Source organism: Pseudomonas sp. R25(2017) (assembly GCF_002112565.1).
Taxonomy (GTDB): Bacteria; Pseudomonadota; Gammaproteobacteria; order Pseudomonadales; family Pseudomonadaceae; genus Aquipseudomonas; species Aquipseudomonas ekonensis.
This window is the reverse complement of the sequence record NZ_NEHZ01000001.1, coordinates 491,977-508,841: the sequence shown is the minus strand read 5'-3', so window position 1 is coordinate 508,841 and position 16,865 is coordinate 491,977. Positions and strand designations below refer to the sequence as shown.

The window sequence follows — 16,865 nt, the reverse complement described above, 5'->3', positions numbered from 1 at the left end:
TTCCTGTCGATAACACCTCAATCGTTCGTTCGGAATGGACGGCTGGAACGTCCCGCCGGCGAGTACCGGATCAATCAAAAGGCAAGGAAGAAACACATGGCAGTCATCAACGGAACAAACGGCGCGGACACGCTGACAGGTACGGACGGGGACGACGAAATCAATGCCCTGGGCGGCAACGATGTGATCAAGGGCAGCGCCGGCGCCGACAAGATCAATGGCGGTGATGGAACCGGTGACGTGGTGGACTACTCGGGCTCGTCGCAAGCCATCAACGTCGATCTGATCCAGGGCGGCGGAACGGGGCGGGCCGGCATCGGAGGCGATGCCGAGGGCGACACGCTGACCAACATCGAAAAGGTGATCGGCACCGCGTTCAACGACACGTTCAGCGTCGACAAGGGCACCGCGACCTTTGAGGGCGGCGCAGGCGACGACGTGTACATCATCAACGGGAGCAACCTCACCAACGTGATCGAGCTGGCCGGCGGCGGCAACGACGAGGTGCGCACGAGCTTCGACATCCAGTCGCTTCGGGACAACATCGAACGCCTGACCTACACCGGCAGCGGAGCGTTCACCGGCTACGGCAACGCCAGCGACAACGTCATCACGGGCGGGGCCGGCAACGACATGCTGTTTGGCGGCGCGGGTGCCGACCAGTTCATCGGCGGAGCCGGCATGGACACCGTCGGCTACACGGACAGCGCCGTCGGCGTGACGCTGAACTTCAAGACCGGCGTCAACTCCGGCATCGCGGCAGGGGACACCTACACCGGCATCGAAAGAATCCTCGGTTCGAACGTCAACGATATCTTCGTCGCCGACAGCCGTGCATTTGCCTTCGACGGCGGTGGCGGAACCGGTGACGTGATGGACTACTCGGGCTCGTCAGAGGCCATCAACGTCGATATCCGCGCCACCGGTCCGGGGCGGGCCGGTATCGGAGGGGATGCTCAAGGCGATACGTTAGCCAACATCGAGAAAGTCATCGGTACGGCGTTCAATGACACGTTCAATCTCGATACGGCCACTGCGACGTTCGAGGGCGGTCTTGGTGACGATGTCTACATTCTCAACGGCAGCGGGGGCACCGTCATCGAGCAGGCTGGCGGAGGCAATGATGAGGTGCGCTCCAACTTCGGCCAGATATTCTTGAGCGCCAATGTTGAACGTCTGACCTATACCGGCACCGGGTCTTTCACCGGTTGGGGGAATGCGGACGACAATATCATCACCGGCGGGGTCGGCAACGACATCCTGTATGGCGGTGCGGGTGCCGACCAGTTCATCGGTGGTGCAGGCACAGACACCGTCGGCTACATCGACAGTCCGGTAGGGGTCAGCATCAATCTGAAGACCGGCGTCAATTCCGGCATCGCGGCCGGGGATACCTACATCGGTATCGAAGGCCTGCGCGGCACAGGTTTCGGTGACATTTTCGTAGGCGCGAGCGCGCCCATGGCCTTTGACGGCATGGGCGGCATGGATCTGGTCAGTTACGAGTCATCTGACAGTGCCGTATCCATCGATCTGAAAAACTATGCCAACAACACCGGCGACGCCTCCGGCGATACCTACACAGGGATCGAGCTGTTCCAGGGCAGCCGCTTTGCCGACACGCTTTCGGGTTCGACCGTCAACGACATCTTCATCGGCGGAGCGGGTGCCGATGTGATCGACGGCCGGGAAGGGAACGATTCGGCCTGGTACGTCAACAGCGCCACGGCCGTGAACATCAACCTGCTGACCGGCGTCAATCAGGGCGGGGATGCCGAGGGCGATGTGCTGATCAACATCGAGAGTGTCATCGGCAGCCGCTTCAACGACACGCTGGTCGGCAATGCAGGGGACAACGGTTTTGAAGGTGGCCTCGGCAACGATGTGATTTATGGCGGCGACGGCAACGACACACTCTACGGCAGCCTGTACAGCCCGCTCGGGCCGTTCGCCGTTGACGTCGCTGCCGGCGGGCCGCAAGCCGATATGCTGTACGGCGGCAACGGGAACGACATCATCGTCAGCGCTCCGGACGACCGCGGAACCATGGCTTTCGGCGAGGCCGGCAATGACACCATCACAGTGGTCAGCGGCACCGCCGACGGCGGTGACGGAGCCGACACCTTGACCGGAACCGGCGACAACTTCGTGCTGCTGGGCGGTGCGGGCAACGACAAGTTGATCTTGGGGTCGCAGAACGGCAGTTCGGGCCAGCTCCTGTCCGGAAGTTTCGCCAACGGCGGTGAGGGTGACGACACCTACATCATCAACACCAGCAAACTGGTGACCTTGCGGGATGACGGAAGCAGCACCAACGACACGCTGATCCTGAACAACGTCCACTCGGCTGCGTCGCTGCAACTGACGCGGATCGGCGATGACCTGCTCCTCAATGAAACCGGGGACCGGGCCGATCGGGGCGTGAAGCTTCAGGACTGGTTCGCCGGCCACAACACCATCGAGCACTTCAAGGCCGCCAACGGCGACGTTCTGCCGATCAATGGTGATGCGTTCAGCGTATTCGGCTGATACCCGGGTGCGATGCCTTTCAGGCCGTTTTTGAAAGGCATCGGCCATTTGAGGCAGGCGACTTTATGTCGCCTGTTTTTGTTTGGGGTTCAGGGGGATGCTTTTTCTCCAGGTGCATGAGGCACTCCCTTCAGACGATCTCATCACCGTGACCTACGGCATGGCCGACGGCGGCGAGGGCAATGACCTGCTGACCGGCACGGGCACCGGCTGGGCCAACGGCGGTGAAGGTGACGACACCTATACCGTCAACACCCGGGCGTTGGTCTCGATCCAGGATGACGGCGCCAGCCGTGGCGACACAGTGGTCCTGTCGTTCATCCGCAGTACGGACTTGCTTGCTGACCGCGTCGGCGACGACCTCTATCTGCACGAGTCGAAGTTCGTGGCCGGGCAGACGCCGCAGGAGGGTGTGCTGCTCAAGGACTGGTTCGCCGGCTCCGCCACCATCGAACAGATCCAGACGGCCACCGCAAGGTCTTTTTCGCGGTAGGTCTCAAGCTTTGGTTTTGTCGAATCGATAGCTTCGTATTCGCCGTTTAGGTGATCAGGTGGCAGGCCTGGGAGAGAGGTCTGCGCCACCGGTTCAGGATTCAACAACCACGCAAGGAAGAAACACATGGCAGTGATAAATGGAACGAGTGATGCGGATTTCATGGGCGGCACTCAAGACAATGACGAACTCTACGGACTGGAGTCGGACGATCGGCTTTGGGCCAGCGCCGGCTCGGATCTTCTGGATGGCGGGGAAGGGTTCGATGCAGCGGACTATGGGCTGATGCAGGCGGGTGTCAGTGTCGATCTGCGCGAAACGCTGGCGACGGTCACCAAGGCGGATGGATCCGTCGATACGCTGGTCAATATCGAGAAAGTCATCGGCAGCTCCAACAACGACACGCTGGCCAGTTCGGTTGCCGGGGTGACGCTGGAGGGTGCTGGCGGTGACGATATCTACATTATCGACAGCGAAGGCGTGACGATCATTGAAGAGGAACGGGGCGGCTATGACGAGCTGCGCACCAGCGTCAACACCATGAAGCTTGATCCGTTCCTGGAGAAACTCACTTTCACCGGCACGGGCGACTTCAAGGGTTACGGCAATGCCCAGATGAACGTGATTGTTGGCGGTGCCGGCAATGACGTGCTGTGTGGCGGCGATGGCGGCGATCAGTTCGTGGGCGGTGAAGGCTTCGATACTGTCAGCTACACCGACAGCCCTGAAGGGCTCAGTATTGAGTTGTCCAGCATCTGGGGCGCCACCGGTTTCGCTTTCGGCGATACCTACTCGAGTATCGAGGGCGTGCAGGGTTCGAATTTCAACGATGTGATCTTTGCCGGCGAGAGCGCCATGGTCATGGACGGCGCCGATGGTTTCGACGCTGCCGACTACAGCCGTTCGAACGATGCGGTCACCTTCGAATTTCACGATGGCAAGGCCTTTGGAACGGGTGGCTACGCCGAAGGCGACACGCTGGTCAACGTGGAAAAAATCGTCGGTTCGGATCTGGCCGACCGCTTCACTGCCAATTCGGCGGGCATCACCTTCGAAGGTGGCCGAGGCGGTGACATCTACACGGTCAACAGCATTGGCGTGAGCATCATCGAGGGCGAGACTGATGGCTTTGACGAGCTGTACACCAACCTGTCGCTGATGAAGATGGATCCGTTCATCGAAAAAATGACCTACACCGGCACTGCCGATTTCACAGGTTATGGCAATGACGGTGCCAACATCATCGTCGGCGGCGTCGGTAATGACGTGTTCTACGGTGGTCTCGGTCAGGATGTCTTCGACGGCGGCGAGGGGATGGATACCGTCAGCTATGAGGACAGCGATGTCGGTGTGGCGGTCGGGATGTGGCAACTGGGCCAGAACGGCACGGCCCAGGGCGACATGTATCTGAACATCGAGGCGCTGCGTGGCAGTCACTTCGACGACGTCATGACGGGCAGCATGGGCGACGATATCTTCGAAGGCAGCGACGGCAACGACACGCTGAACGGCGACTACGGCAACGACTACCTCTATGGCGGTCTGAAGTCGGGGCTCGACAGCGATGTCGCGCAGGCTGACATCCTCAATGGCGGTGCCGGCGACGACGTGATCGTCGGCGCCAAAAATGACTTGGGCACCCTCGCCTACGGTGGCGATGGCAATGACACCATCACGGTCGGCAGTGGCAGTGCCTTTGGTGAGGAGGGCTTTGACCTGCTCACCGGTACCGGCAGCCATTACCTGTTGTCCGGTGGCGGCGGCAACGACGTGCTGGTGCTCAACCTTGCCGGGCAGTCGAACAGCGGCGGCGTCGCGATGGGCGGCAGCGGGGATGATACCTACATCGTCAACACGACCGGTCTGGTGACGATTCAGGACCAGCCCGGCTGGGAGATCAACGACACCCTGATCCTCAATACCATTGCCAACATCAGCCAGTTGAACGTCACCCGTGTCGGCGACGACGCGTACCTGCACAGCGTCAATGATGGCAGCGCCGGTGTTCCGGACAGCGGCGTCAAGCTGCAGGGTTGGTATGCCGGGAATGACAACATCGAGATCCTGCAGACCGCCGACGGCCAGTCTTACGACCTGCGTGCCACTGTCGACGGGTTCGCGCTTTTCGGCTGATCCACCGATGCATTGATGCAGCCACACGAAAGGGATGGCCCCGGCGACGGATCCATCCCTTTTTCATGCCCGCCGTCCCCGCCGACGCAACGCCCGCAGAGCTGGCGCGTTTCCTGCAAGTCCCCCTCAAATCGCCATAAAACGAGCGCTCGCGGCCATTGCCCAAGCGCCCGCACCGGCAAAAAGGTTTAGCCAGAAGGCCCGCCAGGCTCAAGAACGCCGCGCGCAGCCCTGTGACGAACGAGAGGGGAGACGATGAAGGCAGTTATTTTGGCGGGTGGGCTCGGTACGCGCATCAGCGAGGAGTCGCACCTCAAGCCCAAGCCGATGATCGAGATCGGCGGCAAGCCAATTCTCTGGCACATCATGAAGCAGTATTCCGCCCACGGGATCCACGACTTCGTGATCTGCCTCGGCTACAAGGGCTACGCGATCAAGGACTTCTTCGCCAACTACTTCCTGCACACCTCCGACGTCACCTTCGACATGCGCAACAACCGCATGGACGTGCACCAGAACTACAGCGAACCATGGCGCGTGACGCTGGTGGACACCGGCGAAGACACCATGACCGGCGGCCGCCTGCGCCGCGCCGCGCGCTACCTGGAAGACGAAGAGGCGTTCTGCTTCACCTACGGCGACGGTGTGTCGGACCTCAACATCGGCGAGCTGGTGGACTTCCACCTGAGCCACGGCAAGCTGGCCACCGTCACCGCCGTGCAGCCGCCGGGCCGCTACGGCGCGCTGGAGCGCGACGGCGACCGCGTGCTGGGCTTCACCGAAAAGCCCAGGGGCGACGGTGGCTGGATCAATGGCGGCTTCTTCGTGCTGTCGCCCAAGGTGCTGCCTTACATCGCTGACGATCAGACTTCCTGGGAGGCCGAGCCGCTGGCCGACCTCGCCGCCGAAGAGCAGTTGCAGGCGTTCCAGCACGAAGGCTTCTGGCACCCGATGGACACCCTGCGCGACAAGAACCACCTCGAAGCGCTGTGGCACAGCGGGGAGGCCCCATGGAAGCAATGGGCCTGAGTCCGGAGTTCTGGCGTGGCAAGCGGGTCCTGGTCACCGGCCACACCGGTTTCAAGGGCAGCTGGCTGACCCTGTGGCTGCAGAACCTGGGCGCACAGGTCAGCGGCTTCGCCCTCGATCCGGCGACCGAGCCGAACCTGTTCGGACTGGCGCGGGTGCACGAAGGCATCAACGATCAGCGCGGCGACCTGCGCGACCTGGGCGCCTTGCTGGAAGTCATCGCCGACACCGAGCCTGAGATCGTCCTGCACCTGGCGGCCCAGCCGTTGGTGCGCGAAGGCTACCGCGATCCGCTGGGCACCTACTCCAGCAACGTCATGGGCACCCTCAATCTGCTCGAAGCGATCCGTCAGGTCGGCTGCGTGCGCGCCTGCGTGCTGGTGACCACCGACAAGGTCTACGCCAACAAGGAATGGCTGTGGCCTTACCGCGAGGATGAAGCCCTCGGCGGCCACGACCCTTACAGCAGCAGCAAGGCCTGCTGCGAACTGTTGGCACAGTCTTACGCGGCGTCGTTCTTTCCGGCGGACAAGTACGCCGAACACGGCCTGGCGCTGGCCACCGCCCGCGCCGGCAACGTGCTGGGCGGCGGCGACTTTGCCCCGGAGCGCCTGATTCCCGATGTGCTCAAGGCCTGGACGGCGGACGAGCCGGTGACCCTGCGCTACCCGCAGGCCGTGCGCCCGTGGCAGCACGCGCTGGAGCCGCTGGCCGGCTACCTGCAACTGGCGGCCGGCCTCTACGAAGAGGGCCCGGAGTACGCCGGTGCGTGGAACTTCGGCCCGGGCGAGGCGGACATGTGCAGCGTCGGCGAAGTGGTCGAACTGCTCGCCAACCGCTGGCCCCAGGCCCGTGGCCTGCGCATCGAGCCGAGCGAGCTGCACGAGGCCGGCCTGTTGCGCCTGGACAGCAGCCGCGCCCGTCAGGTGCTGGGCTGGCAGCCGCGCTGGACCTTGCAGCAATGCCTGACCCAGACCCTCGACTGGCACCTGGCCTGGCAGAACGGCGATGACATGCGCCGGGTCTCCCTCGGCCAACTGAACCTGTACCGGGGCGCGCTGTGAGTGAATTCTCCTTGCAGGCCCTGCCGCTGGCCGGGCTGTTCAACGTCAGCCACAAGCGCTTCGAAGACCAGCGCGGGCACTTCGCCCGGCTGTTCTGCGAGGGCAGCCTGAGTGCGTTCGGCCGCGAGTTCCACATCCGTCAGATCAACCATTCCTGCACCCGCGAAAAGGGCAGCGTGCGCGGCCTGCATTACCAGAACGCCAATGCGCCGGAAGCCAAGCTGATCACCTGCCTGCGCGGTGAGGTGTGGGACGTGGCGGTGGACCTGCGCCCGGACTCCGAGACCTTCCTGCATTGGCACGCCGAACACCTGAAGGCCGGCGACGGCCGCAGCCTGCTGATCCCGGCCGGCTTCGCCCACGGTTTCCAGACCCTGACCGACGACGCCGAACTGCTTTACCTGCACAGCGCCGACTACGCGCCGGAGCACGAGGGCGGGCTGTCGGTGAACGATCCGCGGCTGGCCATCGCCTGGCCGCTGCCTGTCAATAATTTGTCGGCGCGGGACTCCAGCCATCCCGCGCTCGATCAACACTTCGCTGGAGTGCGTCTATGAATTGCCGTGGGTGCGCCGCACCGCTGAGCCTGCCGCTGATCGACCTCGGCACCTCGCCGCCGTCCAACGCCTACGTGCATGCCGACCGCCTGGAGCAGGCCGAGCAATGGGTGCCGCTGAAGGTCGCCGTGTGCCAGCAATGCTGGCTGGTGCAGACCGAGGACTACACCCGCGCCGACAGCCTGTTCGACGCCGAGTACGCCTATTTCAGCTCGTTCTCCAGCACCTGGCTGGCCCATGCCGAGCGCTATGTGGCCGAGATGGCCGAACGCTTCGGCCTGAACGCCGACAGCCGTGTGGTGGAGGTGGCCGCCAACGACGGCTACCTGCTGCAGTACGTGGCCGGTCGCGGCATCCCGTGCCTGGGCGTCGAGCCGACCCGCAGCACCGCTCAGGCGGCACGGGAAAAGGGCCTGGAGATCCGTGAGCTGTTCTTCGGCCGCGACACCGCCGCGCAACTGAAGGCCGACGGCTGGGCCGCCGACCTGATGGCCGCCAACAACGTGCTGGCCCACGTGCCGGACATCAACGATTTCCTCGGCGGTTTCGCCGCGTTGCTCAAGCCCACCGGCGTGGCCACGTTCGAATTCCCGCAACTGCTGACGCTGATGGCCGGCGCGCAGTTCGACACGCTGTACCACGAGCACTATTCCTACCTGTCCCTGACCGCCGTGCAGACCCTGTGCGAGCGCAACGGCCTGGAAGTGTTCGACGTCAGCCAGTTGAGCACCCATGGCGGTTCGCTGCGGGTGTTCGTTCAGCGCCGGGACGGCGAGCGCCGCGCCGTGCAGCCGGCCGTGCAGCAGCAGTTGCAGGCCGAGCTCGACGCCGGGGTGAAGACCGCCGGCTACTACGCGACGCTGGCGCCCGCCGCCGAACGCATCAAGCATGACCTGTTGCGCTTCCTGCTTAAGGCCAAGGCCGACGGCAAGCGCGTGGTCGGCTACGGCGCCGCCGCCAAGGGCAACACGCTGCTCAACTACGCCGGGGTCAAGCCGGACCTGCTGGCGTGGGTGGCCGACGCCAACCCGCACAAGCAGGGCAAGCTGTTGCCGGGCAGCCGCATTCCGATCGTGGCGCCTGAACGCATCGACCTGGAGAAACCGGACTACGTGCTGGTGCTGCCGTGGAACCTGCTGCACGAAGTCAGCCAGCAGCTGGCGCACGTGCGTCAGTGGGACGGGCGCTTCGTGATCGCCGTGCCGGAGATGAAAGTCCTGTGAAGGTCCTGGTCACCGGAGCCACCGGCTTCGTCGGTCGCCACCTGGTCGCGGCGCTGCTTGCCCGCGGCTGCACGGTGCGGGCGGTGGCGCGCAATGCGCAGACTGCGCAAGGCATGCCGTGGATCAACGACGTCGAGTTCGTGGCGGCGGATATTCACGCGCCGGACCTGGATGCCGTGGCCTTGACCGACGGCGTCGACGCCCTCGCGCACCTGGCCTGGCCGGGGTTGCCGAACTACCGCGCGCTGTTCCATTTCGAACACAACCTGATGGCCGACTACCGCTTCGTCAAAAGCGTGGTGGAGGCGGGCGTGAAGCAAGTGCTGGTGACCGGCACCTGCTTCGAGTACGGCATGCAGAGCGGGCCTCTCAGCGAAGCGACCGCGCCGCAGCCGGCCAACCCGTACGGCCTGGCCAAGCACACGCTGCATCTGTTCCTGCGCAACCTGCAGCAAGAGCTGCCGTTCACCCTGCAATGGGCGCGGCTGTTCTACTTGCACGGCGAAGGGCAGAACCCCAATAGCCTGCTGGCGGCGCTGGATCGGGCCATCGAGGCCGGGGCGCCGTCGTTCGACATGTCGGCGGGTGAGCAACTGCGGGATTTCCTGGCGATCGAGACGGCCGCCGGGCACCTCGCCGCGATCCTCCAGCGGCGCGGTTTCGACGGCGCGGTCAACTGCGCCAGCGGCCGGCCGGTGTCGGTGCGTTCGCTGGTCGAGCAACGCCTGCGCGAGCGCGGCGCCCGACTGGACCTGAACCTGGGCCACTACCCGTACCCGACCCACGAGCCGATGGCGTTCTGGGCGGTGACCGAGCGTCTGCAACAGTTACTGGGAGACCGCCATGAGGCATGAGTTGTACCGCGCCACCGACCTGCCGGTGCTGCAGAACCGCACCTTCGCCGATCCCGAGTCGGCGAAGGCGTCGGCCCGCGCCGACATGCTGCTGGTCCAGGACGAGCGCAGCGGCCTGATCTTCAACGCGGCGTTCGACGCCGACAAGCTCAGCTACGACGCCGACTACCAGAACGAGCAGGCCCACTCCGGCCAGTTCCAGAAGCACCTGCACGACGTCGAAGGCATCATCGCCAAGCACTTCAAGGGCCGGGAACTGATCGAGGTCGGCTGCGGCAAGGGCTACTTCCTTGAGCTGCTCAAGGGCCTGGGCTACCGCATCACCGGCATCGACCCGGCCTACGAAGGCGACAACGCCGACGTGATCAAGGCCCCGTTCACCCGTGGCCTGGGCCTGGCGGCGGACGCCGTGGTGCTGCGCCATGTGCTGGAGCACATCCAGGATCCGGTGAACTTTCTGGCGGTGATCGCCGAAGCCAACCAGGGCGGGCAGATCTACATCGAAGTGCCGTGCTTCGACTGGATCCTCGAACACCGCGCTTGGTTCGACCTGTTCTACGAGCACGTCAACTATTTCCGCCTCGACGACCTGCGCCGGATGTTCGGCACCGTGCACGAGGCCGGCCACCTGTTCGGCGGCCAATACCTGTACATCGTCGCCGACCTGGCCACGCTGCGCCTGGCCCCGGAGCAACCGGTGCCGCGCCTGGCCCTGCCGGACGGCTTCACCGCCAGCCTCGAACGGGCGGTGCAGATCATCCAGGCCGCGCCCGGCCAGGGTTCGGCGATCTGGGGCGCGTCCTCCAAGGGCGTGATCTATTCGCTGTTCCTGCAACGGGCGGGCGTGGCGGTGGACCGCGTGGTGGACATCAACCCGGCCAAGCAGGGGCGCTTCCTGCCCCTGAGCGGCGCGCGGGTGTCCTCGCCGCAAGAGGCGATGGACGCCTTGCCCGAAGGCGCCAACCTGTTTGTGATGAATTCCAATTACCTCGAAGAGATCAAGCGGATGACCGATGGACGCTACGTCTATCACGCCGTTGACAGCGCTTCGTTCCAGTGACTACCGAGATCGTGAACATGACCGACAACAGCATCAACAAAGCCTTCGAAGCCGAGTGCCGCGAGCAGATCGCCCAGCAGGGTGACGACCAGAAGCTCACTGGCCTGGCCCGGGACTTCTTCAACGAATCGGCCAAGCACAAGTACAGCTACCACTTCTCGTGGATGGGCCGTCCGATCATCCAGCTGCCGCAAGACATGATGGCGATGCAGGAGATCATCTGGCAGGTCAAGCCGGACCTGGTCATCGAGTGCGGCATCGCCCACGGCGGTTCGATCATCTACTACGCCTCGCTGCTGGAGCTGCAAGGCCACGGCGAAGTGCTGGGCATCGACCTGGACATCCGCCCGCACAACCGCGAAGCCATCGAGAGCCACCCGATGAGCAAGCGCATCTCCATGATCGAAGGTTCGAGCATCGACCCTGAGATCGCCGCCAAGGTGCGCGCCGCCGCCGAAGGCAAGAAGGTCATCCTGGTGCTGGACTCCAACCACACCCACGACCATGTGCTCGAAGAGCTGCGCCTGTACGCGCCGCTGGTGTCGGTGGACAGCTACTGCGTGGTGATGGACACCGTGGTCGAAGACATGCCGGCCGACTTCTTCCCGGACCGTCCGTGGGGCCCGGGCGACAACCCGAAGACCGCCGTGTGGAAGTACCTGGAAGAGAACAAGGATTTCGAGATCGACGTTCAGCTGCAGAACAAGCTGCTGATCACCGTGGCGCCGGACGGCTACCTGCGTCGCGTGCGTTAATCGAAACATCATCAAAGCGTAGATTTGGCGATTCGCCGGTAGTGGGGAGAGGTTATGCAAGGCAAGTACGGTTCGGAACAGGCGCCGGTGCTCAATGAGCTGTTGACCGTGGTGCTGTTTACCCATAATCGTCCGGCGTTCCTGCGCCGGGCGGTGAAGTATTACAGCGCCTTGCCTTGCAGGATCATGGTGCTGGACTCCAGTCCGGAACTGCCCGAAGGCGACTTTTCCGCCGTCGACTATCACCACGTGCCGCAGTTCGCCTACTGGGGCATGCAGGCCAAGCTGGCCTATGGCGTGGAGCGCGTGACCACGCCGTACACCGTGCTGGCGGCGGACGACGACTTCATCCTGCACGATTCGCTGGCCGAGTCCGTGGGCTTCCTGCAAGACCATCCCGACTACGGCATGTGCCACGGCTACTGCCTGATGTACCTGACCCTGGCCGGCGACGTGAGCTACTACCGCCGCGACAAGAAGGTCTGCGAGGACTACGGCTCCGAGCGGGCCCAGGACCGCGTCATCGATTACATGAGCCAGTACATCCCGCCGTTCTACGCGGTGACCCGCACCGACCTGATGAAGTCCTGGCACGCGGCGATGCCGGCCGGCACCAGCTTCCAGTGGCAGGAGATCGGCCATGTGTACTACATGCTGGCCTGCGCCAAGGCACGGATCCTGCCGATCCCTTACGTGGTGCGCGAAATCAACTACGGCAACTCCGAGCACAGCACCGAGGTGTACCACTCGCTGACGTACATGGACGCCAAGTCGGTGGCCGAGCGCGAGGCGTTCGCCGAGTTCCTGGCATCGTTGCCCACCGGCATCCAGGGACTGGACGCCGAGCAGGGCAAGGCCTTCGCCCTGGAGAGTTTCGAGGCGATGGTCGACAGCCTGCAATCGGGGCGCGCACTGACCGCCGAGCTGATTTTCCAATCCACCTGGCACCAGGCGCTCAAGCGTCCGGATCGTCGGTTCGGACCGTTGCAGTATGTGGAAATGCCGTTCTACAACCAGGCCTTCTTCGATCGCCTGGAGCAGATCGAATTCATGCTCCACACCATGCCGGCCGGCCGCGTTCAGCTGAACGGGCTGGAGGGCGTGTGGACCCGTCAGGCGCACCTGCTGCAGGCGCGCAACAACGACACCGCCGAGAGCGTGCTGGACCGTCTGTGGCAGGCCCACGACCTCAACGCCTTCAACCGTGAAGTGCTCAAGCGCCTGCTGGCGCAGCTGGAGCAGGCGGGCGAAGACGAAGAGGCGCAGAAGACCCGCGACTGGCTCGCGCGCCTGGAGGCTGTGACCCTGGAGGATCACCGTCAGACGTTCGGGAAGATGCAGTCCGGCAAGCTGCTCAAGTGGCTGGCCGCGCGTCAGCCGGATGCGCAGCAACGCGAAGCGATTGCCGGGCACCTGGCGGTCAACGGCGGCGGCCCGCAGTTCGGCGTGTTCCTGCTGGACCTGGACAACGACATCGACAAGGTGCAAGTCACCCTCGACAGCCTGCTCGAAGGCCAGTGCAAGGCGTTCCGGATCGTCGTGTTCACCACCGGTGAGCCGCCGGCCGCCACCACGGCGCAGAACACCCTGCACTTTGTCCGCGTCACGCCGGGCAACCTGGTCGAGAAGCTCAACCAGAGCGCTCGCCAGTCGCCGTGCGACTGGGTGCTGCTGGCCGAAGCGGGCGACGAGTTCACCGCCGGCGGCCTGCTGCGCGCCAGCCTGGAACTGATGGCCGCTGACGGCTGCAGCGCGGTGTCCACCGACGAGATTCAGCGTCAGGACAGCGGCGCACTGGCGGATGTGTTCCGTCCGGGCTTCAACCTGGACTTGCTGCTGAGCCTGCCGGGCATGATGGCGCGCCACTGGCTGATCCGCCGCGAGGCGCTGGTCGCGGTCGGCGGCTATCGGGCGGACTTCAGCAAGGCGTTGGAGTTCGACTTGCTGCTGCGCATCCTCGAACAGGACGGCCTCAACAGCCTGGCCCACCTCGACGAGCCGCTGCTGATCGCCCGCGCGCCGAAGCTTGAGGAGAACCCTCACGAGCGCCTGGCCCTGCTGCGTCACCTGGGCACCCGCGGCTACAAGGCCAAGGTCACGTCCTCGACGCCGGGGATCTACCAGATCGACTACCACCACAGCGAGCGTCCTCTGGTGTCGGTGATCGTGCCGGCCGGCAACGACCTGCCCGCCCTGCAGCGCTGCCTGGAAGGCGTGCTGCTGCGCACCCGCTATCACCATTACGAGATCCTGGTGGCCGCGACGCCGCAGCAGTCGGCCGAGGTCAACGACTGGCTGGGCGCCTATCAGCATCCGAAGGTTCAGGTGCTGCGCGCCGAGCAGCCGTTGAGCGAACCGGCGCTGATCAATGCCGCCAGCCGGCAGGCCCAGGGTGAGTACCTGGTGCTGCTCGCCGCCGACGCGGAGGTGGTCAACCCGAACTGGCTCGACTCGCTGCTCAACCACGCGCTGCGTCCGGAAGTCGGCGTGGTCGGCCCGAAACTGGTCGACCGCGACGGCAAGGTCAGCCAGGCCGGCCTGATCCTGGGCCTGAACGGCGGGGTCGGTTCGGCCTTCATCGGCGAGAAGCACGACGCTGACGGTTACCTGTACCGCCTCTCGGTGGAGCACGGCTATTCGGCGGTGTCGGGCGTCTGCCTGATGGTGCGCAAGGCGCTGTTCGATGGTCTGGACGGTCTGGACGACAGCACCTTCGCCGACGGCTTCAGCGACGTCGACCTGTGCCTGAAAGCCGGGCAGGCCGGCTACCTCACCGTGTGGACGCCGTCGGTGCAGGTGCTGCATCCGGGCCAACTGCCGCAGGCGCCGCAAGCGCTTGAGGCGCTGCGGGAAAAATGGGCCGCGGCCTTCGCCGGGGATCAGGCCTACAACGCGAACCTGAGCCTGACCGGCAAAGGCTACACCCTCAACGAAAGCGCTTCGCTGGACTGGGCGCAACTGCTTGCCTAAGCCTTCGCGCAGGGGACGGGACTCAAGACATGTTCAACGGTAAATCGATCTTCATCTCCGGCGGCACCGGCTCGTTCGGCCGCCAGTTCATCCGCCGCCTGCTGGAGCAGTACCAGCCCAAGCGGGTGGTGGTGTTCTCCCGGGATGAGCTCAAGCAATACGAAATGCAGCAGACGTTCAACGCGCCGTGCATGCGCTACTTCCTGGGCGACGTGCGCGACGCCGACCGCCTGCGCCAGGCCATGCGCGGCATCGACTACGTGGTGCACGCCGCGGCGCTCAAGCAGGTGCCGGCGGCGGAGTACAACCCCACCGAATGCATCCGCACCAACGTCAACGGCGCGGAGAACATCATCGCCGCGGCCATCGACAACGGTGTGAAGAAAGTCGTGGCGCTGTCCACCGACAAGGCCGCCAGCCCGATCAACCTGTACGGCGCGACCAAGCTGCTGTCGGACAAGCTGTTCGTCGCCGCCAACAACATCGCCGGCGAGCAGCAGACCCGTTTCGCCGTGGTGCGCTACGGCAACGTGGCCGGCTCGCGGGGCTCGGTGGTGCCGTTCTTCAGCAAACTGATCGCCGAGGGCGCCCGGGAGCTGCCGATCACCGACGAGCGTATGACCCGCTTCTGGATCACCCTCGACCACGGCGTGCAGTTCGTCCTCGACAGCTTTGCGCGGATGCACGGCGGCGAAGTGTTCGTGCCGAAGATCCCGTCGATCCGCATCGTCGACCTGGCCCTGGGCATGGCCGAGCACCTGCCGCACAAGCACGTCGGCATCCGTCCGGGGGAAAAGCTGCATGAGCTGATGGTGCCGCTGGACGATGCGCGGATGACCCTGGAGTTCGACGACCACTACACGATCCAGCCGTCGATCCGCTTCACCAGCGTCGACGTGGACTTCTCCGTGGACAAGCTCGGCGAGCGCGGCCGGCCGGTGGGCGAGGACTTCGAGTACCGGTCCGACACCAACCCGCACTTCCTGTCGGTGGGCCAGATCGCCGACCTGCACGCGAAGCTCTCGGCATGATCCCGTACGGCCGGCAGAGCCTCGACCAGGCGGACATCGATGCGGTGGTGGAGGTGCTGCGTTCGGACTGGCTGACCCAAGGGCCGACCATCGAGCGCTTCGAGCAGGCCGTGGCCGAGCGTTGCCAGGCCGATTTCGCCGTGGCGGTGAGCAACGCCACGGCGGCGCTGCACATCGCCTGCGTGGCGGCGGGGCTGGGGCCGGGCGACCGCCTGTGGACGACGCCGAACACCTTTCTGGCGTCGGCCAACTGCGGGCGCTACTGCGGCGCCGAGGTCGATTTCGTCGACATCGATCCGCTGACCTGGAACCTCGACGCCGAGGTGCTGGCCGCCAAGCTGGATGAGGCCGAAGGCAACGGCACGCTGCCCAAGGTGCTGGTGGCGGTGGCGTTCTCCGGGCAGAGCTGCGACATGCGGCGCATCGCCGGGCTGGCCGAGCGCTACGGCTTCACCGTGATCGAAGACGCCTCCCACGCGGTGGGGGCGAGCTACGCCGGGCGGCCGGTCGGCTGCGGCGAGTTCGCCGCCATGACCGTGTTCAGCTTCCACCCGGTGAAGATCATCACCAGCGCCGAGGGCGGCATGGTGCTGACCAACCGTAGGGAACTGGCCGAGCGCCTGCAACGCCTGCGCAGCCATGGCATGACCCGCGACCCGCAGCAGATGACCGAACCCAGCCACGGCCCCTGGTACTACCAGCAGGTGGAGCTGGGCTTCAACTACCGCATCACCGACTTGCAGGCCGCCTTGGGGCTGTCGCAACTGGGCAAGCTGGACGCCTTCGTCGCCCGCCGCCGCGAGCTGGCGGCGCGCTACGACCGTCTGCTGGCGTACCTGCCGCTGACGTTGCCCAGTGCCCAGGCCGAAGCTGAATCCGCCTGGCACCTGTACGTGGTGCGCCTGCAGACCGAGCGCATCGGCCGCAGCCACCGCGAGGTGTTCGAAGGCTTGCGGGCGGCCGGGATCGGCGCGAACCTGCACTACATTCCGGTGCACCTGCAGCCGTATTACCGTGAGCTCGGATTCGCCGAAGGGGATTTCCCCGAGGCCGAGCGCTATTACACCGAGGCCATCAGCCTGCCGATGTTCCCGTTGCTGACCGACGCGCAGCAGGACCATGTGGTCGAGCAGTTGCGCCGCCTGACCGAATGAATGCCGCTGCGGC

At 64.8% G+C, this 16,865-nt stretch carries 13 protein-coding genes; all 13 read left to right on the top strand.

The features are described from left to right. Positions 1–96: 96 nt before the first annotated feature. The 13 genes from CAG31_RS02260 (at position 97) to pseC (ending at position 16,852) form a co-directional block, all read left to right on the top strand. The gene (locus CAG31_RS02260; protein WP_085577838.1) at positions 97–2,529 is read left to right on the top strand and encodes a calcium-binding protein; all 2,433 of its coding nucleotides are present in this window, start codon (positions 97–99) and stop codon (positions 2,527–2,529) included. 97 nt (positions 2,530–2,626) lie between these two features. Further along, positions 2,627–3,022 (top strand): hypothetical protein, encoded by a 396-nt coding sequence (locus CAG31_RS02255; RefSeq protein WP_256575452.1) that lies wholly within the window; start codon positions 2,627–2,629, stop codon positions 3,020–3,022. A 126-nt stretch (positions 3,023–3,148) separates the two neighbouring features. Next, the gene (locus CAG31_RS02250; RefSeq protein ID WP_085577836.1) at positions 3,149–5,155 is read left to right on the top strand and encodes a calcium-binding protein; all 2,007 of its coding nucleotides are present in this window, start codon (positions 3,149–3,151) and stop codon (positions 5,153–5,155) included. A gap of 255 nt (positions 5,156–5,410) precedes the next feature. Further along, on the top strand, positions 5,411–6,184 hold the full coding sequence (gene rfbF, locus CAG31_RS02245) for a glucose-1-phosphate cytidylyltransferase (protein ID WP_085577835.1): 774 nt from the start codon (positions 5,411–5,413) through the stop codon (positions 6,182–6,184). Further along, entirely contained in the window at positions 6,166–7,248 is a 1,083-nt protein-coding gene (gene rfbG / locus CAG31_RS02240) for a CDP-glucose 4,6-dehydratase (RefSeq protein WP_085577834.1), read from the top strand. Before rfbF ends, rfbG begins: the two co-directional genes overlap by 19 nt. Then, on the top strand, positions 7,245–7,805 hold the full coding sequence (locus CAG31_RS02235) for a dTDP-4-dehydrorhamnose 3,5-epimerase family protein (protein ID WP_085577833.1): 561 nt from the start codon (positions 7,245–7,247) through the stop codon (positions 7,803–7,805). The genes rfbG and CAG31_RS02235 overlap by 4 nt, the downstream gene beginning before the upstream one ends. Then, entirely contained in the window at positions 7,802–9,028 is a 1,227-nt protein-coding gene (locus CAG31_RS02230) for a class I SAM-dependent methyltransferase (protein WP_085577832.1), read from the top strand. The genes CAG31_RS02235 and CAG31_RS02230 overlap by 4 nt, the downstream gene beginning before the upstream one ends. Next, positions 9,025–9,882 (top strand): NAD(P)-dependent oxidoreductase, encoded by an 858-nt coding sequence (locus CAG31_RS02225; protein WP_085577831.1) that lies wholly within the window; start codon positions 9,025–9,027, stop codon positions 9,880–9,882. The genes CAG31_RS02230 and CAG31_RS02225 overlap by 4 nt, the downstream gene beginning before the upstream one ends. Further along, a complete protein-coding gene (locus CAG31_RS02220) occupies positions 9,872–10,942 on the top strand; it encodes a class I SAM-dependent methyltransferase (protein WP_085577830.1) in 1,071 nt (356 codons plus the stop codon). Before CAG31_RS02225 ends, CAG31_RS02220 begins: the two co-directional genes overlap by 11 nt. Positions 10,943–10,959: 17 nt before the next feature. Continuing rightward, a complete protein-coding gene (locus CAG31_RS02215; RefSeq protein WP_085577829.1) occupies positions 10,960–11,697 on the top strand; it encodes a cephalosporin hydroxylase family protein in 738 nt (245 codons plus the stop codon). 54 nt (positions 11,698–11,751) lie between these two features. After that, a complete protein-coding gene (locus CAG31_RS02210; RefSeq protein ID WP_085577828.1) occupies positions 11,752–14,667 on the top strand; it encodes a TIGR00180 family glycosyltransferase in 2,916 nt (971 codons plus the stop codon). 29 nt (positions 14,668–14,696) lie between these two features. Continuing rightward, positions 14,697–15,698: a UDP-N-acetylglucosamine 4,6-dehydratase (inverting) gene (pseB, locus tag CAG31_RS02205; protein ID WP_085577827.1), complete on the top strand. Its 1,002-nt coding sequence runs from the start codon at positions 14,697–14,699 to the stop codon at positions 15,696–15,698. Then, on the top strand, positions 15,695–16,852 hold the full coding sequence (gene pseC / locus CAG31_RS02200; protein WP_085577826.1) for a UDP-4-amino-4,6-dideoxy-N-acetyl-beta-L-altrosamine transaminase: 1,158 nt from the start codon (positions 15,695–15,697) through the stop codon (positions 16,850–16,852). The genes pseB and pseC overlap by 4 nt, the downstream gene beginning before the upstream one ends. The last annotated feature ends 13 nt before the right edge of the window (positions 16,853–16,865 follow it).

Coding starts and splice junctions, on each gene's coding strand:
- CAG31_RS02260 (WP_085577838.1), top strand. CDS start 97: ATGGCAGTCATCAACGGAACAAACGGCGCGGACACGCTGACAGGTACG.
- CAG31_RS02255 (WP_256575452.1), top strand. CDS start 2,627: ATGCTTTTTCTCCAGGTGCATGAGGCACTCCCTTCAGACGATCTCATC.
- CAG31_RS02250 (WP_085577836.1), top strand. CDS start 3,149: ATGGCAGTGATAAATGGAACGAGTGATGCGGATTTCATGGGCGGCACT.
- rfbF (WP_085577835.1), top strand. CDS start 5,411: ATGAAGGCAGTTATTTTGGCGGGTGGGCTCGGTACGCGCATCAGCGAG.
- rfbG (WP_085577834.1), top strand. CDS start 6,166: ATGGAAGCAATGGGCCTGAGTCCGGAGTTCTGGCGTGGCAAGCGGGTC.
- CAG31_RS02230 (WP_085577832.1), top strand. CDS start 7,802: ATGAATTGCCGTGGGTGCGCCGCACCGCTGAGCCTGCCGCTGATCGAC.
- CAG31_RS02220 (WP_085577830.1), top strand. CDS start 9,872: ATGAGGCATGAGTTGTACCGCGCCACCGACCTGCCGGTGCTGCAGAAC.
- CAG31_RS02215 (WP_085577829.1), top strand. CDS start 10,960: ATGACCGACAACAGCATCAACAAAGCCTTCGAAGCCGAGTGCCGCGAG.
- CAG31_RS02210 (WP_085577828.1), top strand. CDS start 11,752: ATGCAAGGCAAGTACGGTTCGGAACAGGCGCCGGTGCTCAATGAGCTG.
- pseB (WP_085577827.1), top strand. CDS start 14,697: ATGTTCAACGGTAAATCGATCTTCATCTCCGGCGGCACCGGCTCGTTC.
- pseC (WP_085577826.1), top strand. CDS start 15,695: ATGATCCCGTACGGCCGGCAGAGCCTCGACCAGGCGGACATCGATGCG.